The sequence below is a fragment of the Vibrio sp. YIC-376 genome (genome assembly GCF_052353105.1).
Lineage (GTDB): Bacteria > Pseudomonadota > Gammaproteobacteria > Enterobacterales > Vibrionaceae > Vibrio.
The window spans coordinates 403608-418532 of the sequence record NZ_JBBWFK010000001.1; the positions used below are offsets into that span (position 1 = coordinate 403608).

Consider the following 14925-nt stretch of genomic DNA (forward strand, 5'->3'; position numbering starts at 1 on the left):
TAGTGGTAGTGGTATCTTTTGGATAAGTCACTGAGCGTGAGGGAATCATATGACGTTTAACTTTGAGCAACTTTTGGCTTTTGTCACTGTGTATGAAGAATTGTCGTTTAGTAAAGCTGCAGTGAAGCTGAATAAGCACCGAACAACAATGGGGCAAGTCATCAGTAATCTTGAGGATCAGTTGGCCATCACCTTGTTTGACCGACTAGGTCGTTCGGTTGAGCCAACCGAAGATGGTCATTTGCTTTATCACTACGCCAAGAAAACCGTTGAGCAGGCACGGATATTTGAAAATATTGCGTTGAGCCTTTCATATGGTGATTTGGAGCGTGTTGTTATCGCATATTCTAGTTTTATGCCTCCAGCAGCCTTGTACTTGATCCGTAGGCAATTAGCTCAAGATTTTCCGACAATGCGAGTAGAACTACTGGTGCGTGATCGCTCGGAAATCAAGCAAGGCATAGTTGATGGTTCTATTCATTTTGGACTGGTCAACGTACACGAAAGCAGTGCGATGCACAGTATGGACGCAGTTTTCTTAGGCCATGTTGAATTTGTGCCTTATGTTCAGGCTGGGGGAAGATTAGCGAAGATGGATGAGCGCTCTGCCGTGGATGCATTGGTGACGGAGCGGCAATTTATATTAAAGTCGCTTGTGGATGAGGGATTGAAAGAGAAATTCATATTTTCAGCCAATAATGAGCAAGTAGACCAACTCTCGGTAGTGATTAACTTGGTTCGTGAGGGGTTAGGATGGTCATGGTTACCAAAAGCTCTAACGAAGCCGCAGTTTAAAGTTGAAGGTATTGAACCCGTGAAACTCGACTTAATGCTTGAGGGGATGAAGCTGCCACTTTCAATGTGGTGCCCACACGCCAAATACCTAAAGGATATTAAAACGTCGATAATGAACGCGGTACATGAACACGTTGAGTCATACAATCCTTAGAGAGTTAACGAGATAGGTAGATGTTTCTCGGTGGCGCAAAGAAGATAATCGTTTTTCTCTAAATGATGGGAATTAAAAGGTGCTAAATGTATCCTTTGACGTTGTTTATATGGACAAATAAATAACACGAGGTATTTATTGTTTCATATTAAACTTGTTAATATATATAAGTAATTATATTGGTTGATATATGCTTTATTGTCGATTTTTAAATTAAATACATATTATAAGTCTTGTTTATGTATCCTATCAGTTTTATAAATTATTGAAGTTACATTTTAAAATTAAATTTTGTTTCTCTGTGTTATTGTAAGTTGCTACAATCCAGTTCCTTATAAAAAGAATTATAATTATGACATTAGAATTTTTTATAGTCTTATTTTTGCAATTAATATCTTCAGTGTTAGTTGTGTTGAGTGTTTTGAGGTTACTTCCTAAGCGGATGAGTAATTTGCAAAAGAAGAATGCTCAACTTACAACTATGATTGTTGAAAAGGATGAAATAACCAGAGAGTTGTTCGATAAGATTGCTATCTACTCCTCAAAGAATGACAGTTTGACGAAGCAGGTACAAGAACTCAAGGATGAAATAAAAACGTTTAAGGTCAAGAGTAATCACCGTTAAACAGTAGTATTTATCTAAACTCAGAGTTCGTTATAATTGATTGTTTTCAATGGTTAATGTTGGTGAAAATCAAACGATAGTGTTATTTATTGCTATTAGCTTAAGGTGTAATAGAACGATTTACCCTTCTTATATAATTATTATTTAAAAACTTTAGGAAATGTTGATGATTAAATATAGTTCAATCATTGTTCTTGCTTTGGCTTTCGGGACTGGTTGTGTGGACAAAAATTTACCAAATTCAGAACCGGAACAAACTCTAGAAGTTAGTCAAAAAACAATTGTTACCAATACAAATTATAATGCTCGTGACTCAATTGATTGGAATGGAATATATAAGGGAATCGTTCCATGTGAAGATTGCTCTGCTACTCACTTATTGGTCGAATTAAAAAATGATGGCCACTATTCTCTTGGCCGTAGTTATTTCGACAAAATGAGTGCGACGGTTATGGAAGAGGGAGGCATAAACTGGAATGAAGCGGGTAGTATTCTTCAAATCGGTGAGTATCGATTCCTGGTCGAAGAGAATAAACTGTTTTTGGTTGATCAAGATGAAAAGAGCAAAATGGACGGGAAAGGGAAGCCATATGTGCTAAATAAAGAAATTTGGTGATAGCAGAGTAACGCGTTACCAAGTTTTCATATATCAACAAACGTACACACGATGATACACAGTGTGTACGTTAATGGTCGTTTCCGAGCAGTATTACTGGTAAAACGCTACATGCTAAATGCAGTTTGCTTTCTATTGGTGTACAGGATAACCGAAGCGGATGGTATTTTCCGAAACGCCGGATTCAATTTGTCTGGAGACGTCTTGTAAGTCTGCCAAATAGTTTTCTGCTGCTTTGTCTAACGACATCGCTTTAGCAATGTAGACTAAGTTCAGACAACCAAGTATTCGATCCTCGTCATGGATAGGAACCGCAATGGCAGCGATTTTATTTTCCTGCTGCCAACTCTGGTTATTTTCGCCATAACCTTTTTCTCGGATATGTTGCAGTATCTTGTCTAGCTCTTGTGGTTCTCTGGCTAATTGATACTCGGGTTCATCCCGTTCCGCGAGAATGGTAAGGATGTTGCTCCGTTCGTTTTCCGGGCAAAAGGCGAGATAGGTGAGTCCACATGCAGTTTGTAAGATAGGTAAGCGGCGTCCTACCATCGCACGGTGAAATGATAAACGGCTGTAACGGTGTGTCGTTTCGCGGATTACCATCGCATCGACATCCAACGTCGTAATGTCAGTAGGCCAGACAACTTTTTCTAGTAAACCTCCAAGTAACGGTGCCGCTACTGCAGAGATCCACTGTTCATCTCTAAATCCTTCACTCAGTTCTCGCACCTTCATGGTTAAGCGAAAGCTATTGTCAGAATCACTGTAACGCACATAACCCTCACTTTTGAGGGTTTCGAGTATACGTTTGACGGTTGTTCGGTGAATACCACTCAACTCAGATAGCTGACGTACGCTCGCACCACCATCGAGGCGGTTGAGTATATTGAGTAAATACAACCCTCGGGTTAACCCCTGGACGGTTTTGTAGTTAGATGATTGGTCTTGGCTCATGAAAGTTTGCAGCTTGTTTGACGTTGCGTTCTAGAATAAATGATTTTACTTGATAGGACGTTGCGCTACGTGGCGTTAATTCACCTTAAGCCAAGGGTCTTTGACTTAAGCTATTCCATCTACATAAAGTGTCGCCACAAAAAAGTGAACGGAACGACAAGGAACAGTGCTGGTAAGAAATTTACTACTGCGAAGTGCATGATTTTTGCAATACGCAGACCGACAGCCAGCATGATGATGCCGCCAATTGCTGAGAAGTTAGCGTAAACCTCCGCATCCATATATGGCATGATGGATTTCGCAACCATAAACAGAGCGAGTTGCACTGTAAATTGGACAATAGCGATTAAGACGACGCTAGGTCCAAGCGTGATTGCAAAAATGATGGCGGTAACAAAATCCATTAACGATTTAACGACGAGTAGCTGATAGTCACCGTTTAGCCCTTCAGTCAGTGCACCAATGACACCTAGTCCACTCGCACCAAACAGTACGATCAAAGCGGTAAACTGAAGTGAAAAATCTTGTTTACTCAGCCCTCTGGGTAAGGGCAGAAATCGTTGAAATTTACTCTGGATATAAGTGGCTGCTTTGCCAATTCCTGTTTCAAGATAAATTAATTCACCGACAGCAGTGCCGAGAATAAATGCCATAACAACGACCGTGATATCTTGCACCTTCATAACCATGGTAATACCGATGGCAACGGAAGATAACGCAAAGGTTGCTGGTAAACCCCTTTCAAGCCTTTTGGGAATAAACCGGCTCATTGAAGCGCCAATAATCCCACCAAATATAATCGCACAGCTGTTCAACACAGGACCGACTATCATCATTCATACTCCTTCGGTACATGTTGATATTTATTGTCTTTATATTGTTTCAGGCTGAGAGTATGAATGATTGATGAATTTGAATAAACATGGTATCAGTCAATAGATTGTTGCATAAATCGAACATAAGGAGAGAACGTGGATAGGCTGATAGCAATGGAAGTTTTTGTCACAGTTGTGGATGAGAAGAGTCTTACTGCGGCTGCGCGTAAATTGGATATATCCCGTTCCATGGCGACCAGACATATTGCTGCGCTAGAAAAGTCTCTCGGAGTCCGGCTTCTTCATCGATCTACTCGCAGTTTAGGTATCACTTCTAATGGGGAAGAATTACTGCCTTTTTGCCGGAGTATCCTTCAGCAGACTGAGCAGTTGTATCATTTGGCTCAGCATCAGCACAGCGCATTGGACGGCAAAATTACGATTGCCTGCAGTATCTCATTTGGTCAGTTATATCTGGCACAAAGTGTTGAGCGGTTTTTAGAGCTCTACCCGAATGTTTCTGTTGACCTGCATATATTTGATAGGCCCGTTGATGCCATAAAAGAAGGGGTCGATATTGCGATAGAAACAGGTAATAAGTTGCCTGAACAATTGATTGGGCGTCGTCTGGCCAATTTCCCATCTGTCGTTTGTGCGACGCCGGAATACTTGAAGTCACATGGTGTGTTAACCAATCCTGAAGACTTGCTACATCACAATTGTTTAGTGCATAAGCGATTGGGGGTGGAATGGAATTTTGTTGATAAGACCAATCCAGAGAATCAATGTAAAGTGAAGGTGAAAAGTAACTATTCAGTCAACGATACTACTATTTTGCTGAAAGCAACGCTGGCCGGACGTGGGTTATGCTGTCTGCCGTTACCAGATGTGCGTGACTATTTACAGGAAGGTTCGCTGCAAGTGGTTCTGGATGATTACCACGTAAACCAACTGGGTATCTGGGCATTGTACGCTTCACGGCAATTTCAGCCTAAATTGCATCGCTTATTTTTAGACTTTTTAGTGGACGATTTAAAACTCGCCACTCAGTATTAACGGCTCAACAGCAATACCAATCGTTTAAGCATATCCGCTTTACGCGCAATCATTTTTGTAGACAGTTGCTCACTGCCTCCATTTTGTATTATTACTTCTCTAATACGATGATCGGGAATCGAGGTAACTTTTTCTATCGATTGTGTTATCTCTCTTTTACTCATACCAGCAAAGAGCTTAAGGGCATGAGGATTATTTCTATCTTCCCGTAACGTGTTGAGTTCTTCTACATAGAAGCCAAATGCTTTTCCCTTAGGATCTCCGTGAGCTCTAAAGGCGAGTGCACCTCCTACGTCAAGGGTCAGTACTGAACCGTTCACAGAGCCTTGATTGTCTCCACTGTATCCTACGGCATCCCAGTTGGCAGTCCAGGCATGGACGGCAAGCCACTGCTGAGCTTGTTTAAATTCACTGAGGTTAAAATGCGCGATGCACTTTTTATCAAGATCGACCCATTCAGTGATCACCTGACAGGGGTCTTTACTTGCAACGTATGTGAGAGTAGGGGCTCTGGCTAATTCATAGAGTTTAGCCGCGAGCCATTCGTTGCGGGCTTGCATCGGAGATTCCAAAACTTTGACATAGTAACGCTGTCCCTGACTGCTTTGGAAAATTCCGGCGGGGTTCGTTCCCATCTGACCTCCGACACGTTCCAGGGTGTTTATGTCCATAGGAGGTGGGAGTTGAATGTCAGAATCGTCATTTAGAATAGGTTGAGTACGATGTATTAGGGAAATTTGAGCCTGAGTTTCAATAGCGCCTCTGCGTTCTTTTCTTACGGTGCGAATAGCCTGCTTACCATCTACTCCCAATTCCACTAATAAACGTGCAGCTATCATTCCTGCTCGTCCTAATCCACCTTTGCAATGGATTAAGACACTTTCACCCTGGCGCAGCAACTGCCTAATTTGTTTGCCTTCAGTTAGCCAGTTTTTCTCGAATTCTGCATTGGGAATGGAATAGTCAGCAATCGGCAGATGGCACCAGCTCATTCCTCTGCGCGTCACTTCTTCTCCCAACTTGAGCACTTTGAGCTCAAACATTTCGGAAGACTCCAGCAAGGTGACAACGGTATGGGCTCCCCAGGCTTTAATGGTATCTAAATCAACATCGAGGTTTCTTTCCCATATGCCAGTGATGGCCAACCGATCATGTTTACCTGGGCAGAATGTAATACCGATGCGACCATATTTAGAATGGGCTTTGACTTCAGCTATCTGCAAAGGATGGGTGTGACTTGTCCGTACTATTGTCATGCTGGCTTCCCTGAAAGAGTTACTTAACGGCACCTGATAACAGCGTAAAGTAATCAATCAAGATGTCATTGACGGATATCAAATTTAAGAAATCAGGTAATTCGGTCGATGAAGAGAGGGGATAGCGAATATTTCAATGGCTTGGGTTAGTATGGATATAAAACGGTATAAAGGATTAAAAGTTATGTCGAAACAAGTTGTGATTTTGCTTCACGGTGTCGGAAGCAATGGTAAAGATTTAAGTGCGCTTGGTGATTTCTGGAAGCCTGCACTGCCGGATACCGTATTTTTGTCTCCTAACGCGCCGTTTCATTTTGATCAGGGTGGTGAAGGATTTCAATGGTTTAGTCTGATTGGAGTGACGTCTGCAAATCGCCCTCAACGAATTTATGAAGCCAGAAAGCGTTTTGATGAGACGATTAGCCGGGTTTGCGCGGAGCAAGATATTAACCCGAACAGCGATAAGGTCGTGTTTGTTGGCTTTTCTCAGGGATCGATTATGTCTTTAGATGCGCTAGTGACGAGTCGCTATCCGTTGGCAGGGATTGTAGCGTTTTCAGGGCGTCTCTCTTCTCCTCTACCTTATGAAAATAGGTACGACACACCAGTGCTTCTCGTCCACGGAAAAAGTGATCCTGTTATTCCATGGTCAGAAAGTGAAAAAGCGAAAAAGCAATTGACTGACTTAGGTTTTACAGTGGAAGCTCGTTATGAAGACCACACACAACATACTATTTCCCCTGAGGGGGCGATGGCTGCATTGGAATTTATTCAGAAGTGTTTTAGCGAATAATCAGTCAATACCCAAATAACGTCGTCACTTTTACTGTCTTACCAAAAGTTCTCAAGGGTAGGACAGTCAGACTTACTTAGTACAGCTTTACAATACCTTAAGTTATCCGTGATGGGATAAATTAGCAAAACCGCACATTTATAAATGTCCAAAAGTGACTTACATGACGTTATGTTGATGGCGTTTTAAGCTCGTTCTAAGATTCTGATTGATACACTTGCCGCCGAGGTACGGTTATCAACGTCGAGCTTCTTGTATACCTGCTCAAGGTGCTTGTTCACTGTTCGGGGGCTCATCTCTAAGATCTGTGCAATTTCCCAGTTGGTTTTGCCGAATGATAGCCAGTAAAGTACTTGGGACTCACGCTTTGTTAAGCCTAAATGTATTTGGAGATCTTCTTCTGAACCGTTTTGTTTGGGCGTTGAAATACGAACAAGTGAATGAATACGGTTGTAATCTCCGGCATAACTGGCTTCTAAAGGAGGCGTAAATTGTTTCAACATGAGTGGGGCATCTGCGGGGGTTTGCATCAACCAAATCGCAATGTCCTGTTGGATCTTCAGCCATGTTTCAGAAAAATCGTCACCTAGTGTAGATAGCAGTTCTTGGGCATGGGGTGTTGCCCATTCTAGGTTTCCGTTACTGGAGACACAAAAAATATACTGGCCAGCGTAATCCAGCGCTGCTTGCGCGGATTTTGCCAGACGCGCTGACTGACTATGGACTTTGATGCGTGCTAAGACCTCATCTGGAACCACGGGCTTGGTGATGTAATCTGTACCGCCGGACTCAAAGCCTCGTATTACGTGTTTCGAATCATTTAACCCAGTCATGAAAATGATAGGAGTTGATGGTAAAAGTTCTTTCAGTCTGACACAGGTATCAAATCCATCCATTTCCGGCATGATGGCATCAAGCAATATCACATCGGGCTGCACTTTTTCGATAATAGAGAGTGCCTGTATCCCGCTAAGGGCAACGAGCACCGTAAGCCCAGCTTGATTTAACGTGGCGTTTAACATGCTAAGAGACTCAGGTGAGTCATCCACGACCAATACCGTGATGTTATTGCTTGTTATAATGCTCATTAATAATTCCGTCTATTAGCAAAATAATATGGTTGAAATTACATTCCTGCAGGTTTTGCTTAAACTTTTCAATCCAATCGGGACTTCCATCCAGAGCCTGCTCGATTTTTTCTAGCTCACTACTGACTCCGGACATAAAGCCAATCTCTGCGTATTCACGTAGTTTAACCAGTTGCTCGTAACTCGGGAGAGTGTGGTGTTGTTCCTGAACACTCTCGACGATAATGTCTGCTTTTTGGTTATCGGCTGCATCATACAGCCAATGAATGTCGAGCAAACGACTGAGCTTAGCAAGCAACATGGGTACAGAAACCGGCTTAGTTAAGTAATCATTATGGTAACGTTGTAGTTGGTTATTCGTTTCCAGCTCTTGAATATTAGCCGATAGCATTAAAATCGGCTGGCGAAACTGTTCCTTACGTAATTGTATTGCCAGTTGCCAACCATTCACCTGTGGCATGAAGATATCCAGCATAAAGAGATCAACATGATGCTGTTTCACCAGTTTTAGGGCTTGTGGGGCATTCTCGGCCATAAGAACATTAAACCCGAGTGGGACAAGGATGCGAGACATCAACTGCCTTTGATCTTCGATATCATCGACGACCATAATTGTTTTACGTCCACCCGAGTAACCAGTGACCGCGTCACTTAATAACTCGGGCTCTGAGCGACCATCTTTCACTTCCGGAAGCATCAGCTTTAATACAAATGCGCTACCGTAATCGACTTTACTGGTGCAGGAGATTTCACCACCCATGATCTCAGCTAAAGCGTTTGAGATGGTTAAGCCGAGGCCTGAGCCATGAATTGCTTCGGTTTTCTGGTTCTTAATGCGTTCAAATGGTTTAAATATCAGGCCTAAATCATGTTCAGATAAACCTATTCCGGTGTCCTGAACAGTAAAATGCACGACCTGATTACGGTAACTGACTTTAAGGGTGATGGTGCCTTTCTCTGTGTATTTAACCGCGTTGCCGAGCAGGTTAATTAATATCTGGCGCAGGCGTTGCTTATCGGTGGCGACAAATTTTGGTAAATAACTTGCGGCTTCAAATTCGAAATTTAAGCCTTTACGTTTCGCCTGCATAGAAAACATGTCGACCAGTTGTTCGAGTAAGGCAGTCAGACTAAATTCGTCGCGATGCAGCTCCAAACGTCCTGCCTCGATTTTCGAAATTTCTAACAAGCCCTCAATCATATCGGAAAGATGTTTGCCATTACGCTTTAGTACCTCTGCATACTGCCTTGTTTGTTTGTCCAGTTTATTGTCTGAACTCAGTAGTTGTGCATAGCCAAGCAAGATATTCAAAGGAGTACGCAGCTCATGGCTCAAACTCGCTAAATAGCGGCTTTTGGCGTTATTCGCAGTCTCGGCTGAACGTTTGGCCTGTTGAAGCGCCTGAGATGTTTTGTGGTGCGCATCCACTTCTTGCGTAAGTAGCGCAGTATGTGATTTTAACTCTTTTACTGCGGTTCTATTACTCGTACGCGCTAGCACAAATAACCAACTAACAATGCCAATCGGAATTAACAGTAGGGCAAACGCATTAATTAAACCATTCGATATGGCGTTCATGTGGATTTGTTCGAGCTGAGGGATTTGAGAATACGCAAGAGCGAGAATAATCCCCATCGCTAAGCTTACGGTCAGCATCACAACCACAAAATGAGCAACGGTGGATGACAATCTATTAACCCAAATGGAGGAAAAGTAGGGTGAAAGCACCTGTTTAATTTGAGCATTAATTGTCGCTTCAGGGCGGCAGTTGTCATGGCAGCGAACGTCTAACGAGCAGCATAGTGAACAGATATGACCGCCGTAAGCAGGGCATATCGCCATATCTTCATGTTCAAATGTGTGTTCACATACCGAGCACTGATGTTCTTCTTCATCACTGGATACGATGATATCGTTGCGAACAAGGTAATAACGGCTTTTAGTAAGCCATGCGATAAGTGGTACAGTCAGAAACGGTAATGCAAAGGCGATATATGAGGCGAAAGCTTTGGTTAGTTCACCGTAGAAATCCAGATGCGCGGTAATGCCGACGATGGATGCTATCAACATTGACCCTACACCGACCGGGTTAATGTCGTATAACTTAGAGCGTTTGAACTCGATGGTTTTAGGGCTTAGACCTAGAGGCTTATTTATCACTAAGTCCGCCACAATTGAGCCTATCCATGACAGCACCAGAACAGAATAGACCTGCAAGGTTTGCTCAATAAGCTGATACACACCAAGTTCCATCAGAAGCAAGGCGATCAAGACATTAAATACCATCCATACCACCCGGCCTGGGTGATGATGTGTTAGGCGTGAAAAGAAATTTGACCAAGCAAGTGAACCTGCATAGGCGTTAGCCACATTGATTTTTAGCTGAGATATGATGACGAACAATCCGGCTGCCAGTAAGGCCAGTTGAGTATTGTCTGACGTATAACTAAACACGGTAAAGTACATGTGCGCTGGGTCGCCAGCCAAATTAGGTAATACTCCCTGGCTTATGGCTAACCAGGCTAAAAAACTGCCTAAGACAAGTTTCATCGAACCGAAGATCATCCAACCTGGTCCGCCTAACAGCATGGCGCTCCACCATTTAAATTTACCGCAACGTTCTTTAGCAGGCAGGAAACGTAAGAAGTCAACTTGCTCCCCGATTTGAGCGACAACAGCAAGCAGGACCGCTGAGGCAGAGCCAAACAGTAACCAGTTAAAGTCGCTGCCAACGTCGTTTACACCAGTGTAATTTAGCCATTCATTTATATTGGCGTCTTCATGAGTAAAAACAAAAATTAAGGGTATGATCTGCAGCATTAGCCAAATGGGTTGCGACCACATCTGGAAGCGCCCGATGTTAGTAATACCCAGCACGACGAGAGGGATAACGATGACAGAACTGATGACGTAAGCGATGGCAAGTGGAATATCAAACAGGAGCTCGATAGCCATCGACATGATGGCCGCTTCCAGTGCAAAAAAGATAAAAGTAAATGAAGCATAAATCAGCGAGGCGATTGTCGAACCGATATAGCCAAAACCTGCGCCGCGGCTCAATAGATCAATATCTACACCATGTTTTGCTGCGTAATAACAGATTGGAATACCGGAAAATATGACGACCAGCGCAACGGCCAGAATTGCCCATAAAGAATTTGTTACGCCGTAATTAAGCGTAATGGTTCCACCAAGAGCCTCAAGCACCAGAAATGAAACGATACCCAGAGCAGTGTTAGCAATCCAACCAGCTGACCATTTTCGGGCTCGCTTTGCCGTGAAGCGTAATGCAAAGTCTTCAAGTAGTTCATTCCCAACCAATTTGTTGTATCGGCGTCGGGTAACGGGAACTTTACGTATAGAAATAACTCTTCATCCTTGAGAATTAAAAATGTCGTTTAAGTATAAGCGTTTATAACCGTATCGCTGTTGTGTCTTAAACTATCAAATGCACTTCCTGTGCGCGCAATTATAGCTTGCTTTCATTTTTTCACCTATGCGTAATTATACGTAGTTTTAGTGCACTAACCGCGCATATTCAAAATTCATATTCTGGTCGATACTCAATTTCGTTCATTTAGTCAGTAGGATTTATCCGAGGGATAAGTGCTATCGCGACGTGAATTAGTGTTTGTTATTAACAAAATTAATTAAAGGAACAAGACGAATGAAACGGAATTTCTTGGCGGCTTCGGTACTAGCTGCAACATTACTGAGTGGATACGCAATGGCAGAAGACACCATTAAAGTTGGTGTACTTCACTCTCTATCAGGCACCATGGCAATCAGTGAAACGACACTGAAAGATACAATGTTGATGCTGATTGATGAACAGAATAAAAAAGGCGGCTTATTAGGTAAAAAGCTGGAAGCAGTCGTCGTTGACCCTGCCTCTGACTGGCCTATGTTTGCTGAAAAAGCGCGTGAATTGATCTCTAAAGATAAAGTCGATGCGGTATTTGGTTGCTGGACATCAGTATCTCGTAAGTCTGTACTTCCTGTCTTTGAAGAGCTAAACAGCTTGTTGTTCTACCCAGTTCAGTATGAAGGTGAAGAATCTTCGAAAAACGTCTTCTACACAGGCGCTGCGCCAAACCAGCAAGCAATTCCAGCGGTCGATTATCTTCTTGATCAAGGTGTGAAGCGTTGGGTATTGGCCGGAACGGACTACGTTTACCCGCGTACTACCAACAAAATTCTGGAAGCTTATCTAAAAGAAAAAGGCGTTGCGGAAGCTGACATTATGATCAATTACACACCATTTGGTCATTCTGATTGGCAGTCCATCGTTTCAGATATTAAGAAATTCGGTTCTACCGGTAAGAAAACAGCAGTGGTATCTACCATTAACGGTGACGCAAACGTTCCGTTCTATAAAGAGCTTGGTAACCAAGGCATCTCTGCAGATGACATTCCAGTCGTGGCATTCTCTGTGGGTGAAGAAGAACTGTCTGGTATGGATACGTCCGCACTGGTTGGTCATCTGGCTGCGTGGAACTACTTCATGAGCGTTGAATCCGACGTCAATGATGAGTTCATCGAGAAATGGCACAAGTTCATCAAGAGCGATGAGCGCGTAACTAATGACCCTATGGAAGCGCACTACATTGGTTTCAACATGTGGGTTGAAGCAGTGAAGAAAGCAGGCACGACCGATCCTGCTGTCGTAGGTGATGCACTGATTGGGGTAACAGTTCCTAACCTGACAGGCGGTTACTCAGCAATGATGCCTAACCACCACATCACTAAGCCAGTTCTAATTGGTGAGATTCAGGACGATGGCCAGTTTGAAACAGTATGGAAAACATCCGGCTTAGTGGCGGGTGATGCATGGTCTGATTTCTTACCAGGTTCTAAAGACCTTATCTCTGATTGGCGTGCACCGTTATCTTGCGGTAACTACAACACCAAAACGGGCAAATGTTCTGGTCAAAACTTCTAATCTGGCCATTCAACTCTCATAGAAGAGAGTTCAATCGTTAAACGTTTTTCAACGTTAGTGGCAGTGTCTTGATATATTGGTGACACTGTCACTCATCTGAGTGTTTTTGTTTATTTTTCCGTTATCTCGAGAAGAATATTCGTTTAACCAGAGGTTTGCCTACGATGTTTCAAACATCCATATATCTGCAACTAACCCGAATGTTCCGTGGAATATTCTCCACAGTATCGAGTGGTATCGTTGTTCTTTTTAGCTTACTTGTATCAACTCATACGCTAGCTACAACGACTAACTTCGAGAGTGAGTTGCAACGTCTTACGACGAGAGATTACGACCAAATTCGTATTGCAGTGACGAATATTGGTGAGAGTGGTGATGACCGCTCCATTCAAGTTTTAGAACTTTTGCTAGGTGGCGAGATCTACCTGGAGAGTGAGACCAAGCAACTGGTAAAGATTGTCGAGAAAAAAGGCAGTAACTATTTAGTCAAACCACTTTTTGCCGAAGAGTCGACAGAGCCAGAGCTTGTCAAACGTCGTGCCGTTAAAAAAATCGGTATCAATAACCAGATCCGTGGTGAAATCAAAGCTCAGCTGGCATCACTCAATATTCGCCATCCGGACCCTAGCACCCGTATCAATGCGGTAACACAACTGATGGGTGACCTGAACGAGCAAAGTTATTCTTTATTAGAAAAAGCCCGCGCCAGTGAACAGGATTCTGATGTACAGCAAGTCTTAGATACGGCATTAGCTATCTATCAATTAGAGTACTCAAACGACGAAACGGTGCAAGAGCAAGCGATAGCGACATTAGGTGATAGCTATCAGCCAACCGCACGCAACGCGCTTACTCAATTTTTAGCGACAGAACCAAATAAGTTACTGGCCAGTGCGACGAACAAAGCGCTCGGTTTGATTGAACAGCGAGTGAGTCTGGCGCATTTTGGTGAAACCTTATTTTTCGGTTTGAGTCTTGGTTCTGTACTGGTATTAGCTGCGATCGGCCTTGCAATTACGTTTGGTGTAATGGGCGTCATTAACATGGCTCATGGCGAACTGATTATGCTTGGCGCTTACACCACGTACGTTATCCAAACGCTAATGCCAAACCATATCGGCTGGTCGATAGTGGTTTCAATACCTGTGGCATTTTTGGTTTCCGCTGCGGTGGGTATTTTGATCGAAAGAGGCGTAATTCGCTTCTTGTACGGACGTCCGTTAGAAACCTTACTGGCAACGTTTGGTATCAGTCTAATTTTGCAACAAACCGTACGCACGATTTTCTCTCCGCTTAACCGCTCGGTATCGACACCGGACTGGATGCAAGGCGTGATTGAAATTAACCCGCTATTAAGTCTGACACTGAACCGTCTCTACATCATCATATTCTGTCTGATCGTGTTTGCACTGTTGTTCGCGGTACTACGTTATACCCGTTTGGGGATTGAGGTACGTGCTGTTTCGCAAAACCGCAGCATGGCTCGAGCAATGGGCGTTAAATCGGAGTGGGTAGACGCGATGACTTTTGGATTGGGATCTGGCATTGCAGGCATTGCTGGTGTTGCGCTTAGCCAGCTTACAAACGTGGGACCAAACTTAGGTCAGGCGTACATCATCGACTCATTTATGGTGGTGGTGTTTGGTGGTGTCGGCAACTTGTGGGGAACACTGGTGGCTGGTATGTCGCTTGGCATTGCTAACAAAGTCATGGAGCCATGGGCCGGAGCCGTTCTGGCGAAAATCCTGGTACTGGTATTTATCATTCTCTTTATTCAGAAGAAACCCCGAGGCTTGTTCCCTCAGAAGGGTCGCTCGGCGGAGGGTTAAT

General features: G+C 43.4%; 12 protein-coding genes. 7 read left to right on the plus strand and 5 right to left on the minus strand.

Annotated features, from left to right (window positions below; translation table 11 throughout):
- Positions 1–49 precede the first annotated feature (49 nt).
- From WJM94_RS01820 to WJM94_RS01830, 3 genes are all read left to right on the plus strand, one after another.
- Positions 50–949: a LysR family transcriptional regulator gene (locus tag WJM94_RS01820; RefSeq protein ID WP_444492532.1), complete on the plus strand. Its 900-nt coding sequence runs from the start codon at positions 50–52 to the stop codon at positions 947–949.
- Positions 950–1301: 352 nt separating this feature from the next.
- Positions 1302–1574 carry a hypothetical protein gene (locus WJM94_RS01825; RefSeq protein ID WP_444492533.1) on the plus strand — a complete coding sequence of 91 codons (273 nt, stop codon included), beginning with the start codon at positions 1302–1304 and terminating at the stop codon, positions 1572–1574.
- 166 nt (positions 1575–1740) lie between these two features.
- Positions 1741–2190 (plus strand): copper resistance protein NlpE N-terminal domain-containing protein, encoded by a 450-nt coding sequence (locus WJM94_RS01830; RefSeq protein WP_444492534.1) that lies wholly within the window; start codon positions 1741–1743, stop codon positions 2188–2190.
- Positions 2191–2322: 132 nt separating this feature from the next.
- Here the strand turns inward: WJM94_RS01830 and WJM94_RS01835 are convergent, their stop codons facing one another.
- Entirely contained in the window at positions 2323–3144 is an 822-nt protein-coding gene (locus tag WJM94_RS01835) for a DNA-binding transcriptional regulator (protein WP_444492535.1), read from the minus strand.
- Between the two features lie 119 nt (positions 3145–3263).
- Complete coding sequence (locus WJM94_RS01840; protein WP_444492536.1) at positions 3264–3980, minus strand: DUF554 domain-containing protein; 717 nt, start codon at positions 3978–3980, stop codon at positions 3264–3266.
- Positions 3981–4115: 135 nt separating this feature from the next.
- On the opposite strand from WJM94_RS01840, the gene WJM94_RS01845 reads away from it, so the two are divergent.
- A complete protein-coding gene (locus tag WJM94_RS01845) occupies positions 4116–5015 on the plus strand; it encodes a LysR family transcriptional regulator (RefSeq protein ID WP_444492537.1) in 900 nt (299 codons plus the stop codon).
- On the opposite strand, the gene WJM94_RS01850 is transcribed toward WJM94_RS01845, so the two are convergent.
- Positions 5012–6271, minus strand: coding sequence for a cyclin-dependent kinase inhibitor 3 family protein (locus WJM94_RS01850; RefSeq protein ID WP_444492538.1), 1260 nt, complete (start codon positions 6269–6271; stop codon positions 5012–5014). The two genes, WJM94_RS01845 and WJM94_RS01850, sit on opposite strands and share 4 nt — an antisense overlap.
- Before the next feature lie 184 nt (positions 6272–6455).
- On the opposite strand from WJM94_RS01850, the gene WJM94_RS01855 reads away from it, so the two are divergent.
- The gene (locus tag WJM94_RS01855) at positions 6456–7064 is read left to right on the plus strand and encodes an alpha/beta hydrolase (protein WP_444492539.1); all 609 of its coding nucleotides are present in this window, start codon (positions 6456–6458) and stop codon (positions 7062–7064) included.
- Positions 7065–7249: 185 nt separating this feature from the next.
- Here the strand turns inward: WJM94_RS01855 and WJM94_RS01860 are convergent, their stop codons facing one another.
- Both WJM94_RS01860 and WJM94_RS01865 read right to left on the minus strand, forming a co-directional pair.
- Entirely contained in the window at positions 7250–8152 is a 903-nt protein-coding gene (locus WJM94_RS01860; protein ID WP_444492540.1) for a response regulator, read from the minus strand.
- Positions 8130–11474, minus strand: coding sequence for a hybrid sensor histidine kinase/response regulator (locus tag WJM94_RS01865; protein WP_444492541.1), 3345 nt, complete (start codon positions 11472–11474; stop codon positions 8130–8132). Before WJM94_RS01865 ends, WJM94_RS01860 begins: the two co-directional genes overlap by 23 nt.
- A gap of 346 nt (positions 11475–11820) precedes the next feature.
- On the opposite strand from WJM94_RS01865, the gene urtA reads away from it, so the two are divergent.
- On the plus strand, positions 11821–13095 hold the full coding sequence (urtA, locus tag WJM94_RS01870) for an urea ABC transporter substrate-binding protein (protein ID WP_444492542.1): 1275 nt from the start codon (positions 11821–11823) through the stop codon (positions 13093–13095).
- Between the two features lie 164 nt (positions 13096–13259).
- Entirely contained in the window at positions 13260–14924 is a 1665-nt protein-coding gene (gene urtB / locus WJM94_RS01875; RefSeq protein ID WP_444492543.1) for an urea ABC transporter permease subunit UrtB, read from the plus strand.
- The last annotated feature ends 1 nt before the right edge of the window (position 14925 follow it).

Bases quoted from the DNA above. Each gene is read 5' to 3' on its own strand.
- WJM94_RS01850 (WP_444492538.1), bottom strand. From the start codon at position 6,271: ATGACAATAGTACGGACAAGTCACACCCATCCTTTGCAGATAGCTGAA.
- WJM94_RS01835 (WP_444492535.1), bottom strand. From the start codon at position 3,144: ATGAGCCAAGACCAATCATCTAACTACAAAACCGTCCAGGGGTTAACC.
- WJM94_RS01830 (WP_444492534.1), top strand. From the start codon at position 1,741: ATGATTAAATATAGTTCAATCATTGTTCTTGCTTTGGCTTTCGGGACT.
- urtB (WP_444492543.1), top strand. From the start codon at position 13,260: ATGTTTCAAACATCCATATATCTGCAACTAACCCGAATGTTCCGTGGA.
- WJM94_RS01820 (WP_444492532.1), top strand. From the start codon at position 50: ATGACGTTTAACTTTGAGCAACTTTTGGCTTTTGTCACTGTGTATGAA.
- WJM94_RS01840 (WP_444492536.1), bottom strand. From the start codon at position 3,980: ATGATGATAGTCGGTCCTGTGTTGAACAGCTGTGCGATTATATTTGGT.
- urtA (WP_444492542.1), top strand. From the start codon at position 11,821: ATGAAACGGAATTTCTTGGCGGCTTCGGTACTAGCTGCAACATTACTG.
- WJM94_RS01860 (WP_444492540.1), bottom strand. From the start codon at position 8,152: ATGAGCATTATAACAAGCAATAACATCACGGTATTGGTCGTGGATGAC.
- WJM94_RS01825 (WP_444492533.1), top strand. From the start codon at position 1,302: ATGACATTAGAATTTTTTATAGTCTTATTTTTGCAATTAATATCTTCA.
- WJM94_RS01855 (WP_444492539.1), top strand. From the start codon at position 6,456: ATGTCGAAACAAGTTGTGATTTTGCTTCACGGTGTCGGAAGCAATGGT.